The sequence below is a fragment of the Methylomonas rivi genome (assembly GCF_024505165.1).
GTDB classification, from domain to species: domain Bacteria; phylum Pseudomonadota; class Gammaproteobacteria; order Methylococcales; family Methylomonadaceae; genus Methylomonas; species Methylomonas rivi.
In genome coordinates, this window is record NZ_JANIBK010000310.1 from 1 (window position 1) to 1,415 (window position 1,415).

At 56.9% G+C, this 1,415-nt stretch carries 2 protein-coding genes; both read left to right on the forward strand.

Translation table 11 applies throughout. The features are described 5' to 3' along the window. The coding region (gene tagH / locus NP596_RS21365; protein ID WP_256617400.1) for a type VI secretion system-associated FHA domain protein TagH at window positions 1-631 on the forward strand (631 nt) is incomplete at its 5' end. Between the two features lie 164 nt (window positions 632-795). Further along, the coding region (tssK, locus tag NP596_RS21370; RefSeq protein WP_256617401.1) for a type VI secretion system baseplate subunit TssK at window positions 796-1,415 on the forward strand (620 nt) is incomplete at its 3' end.

A 1,415-nucleotide genomic window follows, 5' to 3' on the forward strand; every position in this document is an offset into this window, starting at 1 on the left:
GCCGACGCGGGTTGCGCCGCAGCCGGTGCCGTCACCCTCGATTAGCGCGGCGGCGGATGACCTGCTATTGCGCGAATTTCTGGCCGGGGCCGGTATCGGCGATCCGCATTTTCTGCCGCCGGAGCAATGGCCGGCCTTGATGAGAACTTCCGGCGAATTGTTGCGCGGCATGGTGCAGGGCTTGATGCAGGTATTGAGGGCACGGGCGGAATTGAAAAGCCAGTTTCGGGTCTCCGTAACCACCATGCGCTCGGTGGATAACAACCCGCTCAAGTTCACGCCGAATGTCGACGATGCCATCAAGCTGATTCTGGCGCCCACCAATCCCGGATTTTTGCCGCCCAAACAGGCCGTCAGCGAAGGATTTAACGATATCATGAACCATCAGATTGCCATGACCGCCGGCGTGCAGGCGGCCCTGGCGGAGATATTGCGCAGCTTCGATCCGCAACTGATCGAAAGGACCCAGGCTGAGGGCGTGATGTTTCAGAAAAAGGCCAAATGCTGGGAGTATTACGTCGAAAAATATCCGCAACTCAAAGCGGTCGCACAGGAAGAGTTTTTTGGCGATGCGTTTGCGGACGCCTATGAAAAACAAATGCTGTTACTGAACCGGGCGGCAAAAAATTAGCTTATTCGTTCGGCGAATGCCGGCCGATGCGGATCAATTGCGTAGATTGGGTTACGGCTGGCGCCTAACCTACGCTGAATAATTACAAATTAACAATCTCCATCGCTTGCGGGCTTGAGAACCAATATATGTCGGAAAATAATCGGATAGTCTGGTCTGAGGGTATGTTTCTTCGCCCTCAGCATTTTCAACAGCATGATCGCTATTTCGAAAGCTTGGCGCGGGGCTTGACGCAGGGCGTCAGAAGCTATTTGTGGGGATTTTCCCGCCTCAAGCTGGATCAAACCTGTCTGGCCATAGGCAAACTGGGTCTGAGCGAATGCAGCGGTGTGTTTCAGGACGGTACGCCGTTCAATCTGCCGCAGGACGACGATTTGCCGCTACCGCTGGCGGTGCCGGAGAACGAAAAAGCCAGCGTGGTGTATCTGGCCCTGCCGCTGCGCCGTTCCGATGCCATCGAAGTGGATAGCGAATCCTATCCCGACAACATGGCCCGCTATCATTTGGGCGAGCGGCAGGTACGCGACCATAACAGCGGCGCGGACGGCCGTTACGAGGTGCAGATAGGCAGTTTACGGCCGCGGCTGATGTGCGAAAGCCAGGAGCGCTCCGGCTACGTCTGTTTGGGCGTGGCGCGCATTATCGAAGTGCGGGCCGATAAAACCGTGATTTTGGACGATCAATACATTCCGCCGGCGGTGCATTGCGCCAGCGCCGGCATCCTAGCCGGCTTTGCCCGCGAGTTGCAAGGCTTGTTTCATACTCGCGGCGAAGCCTTGGCGGC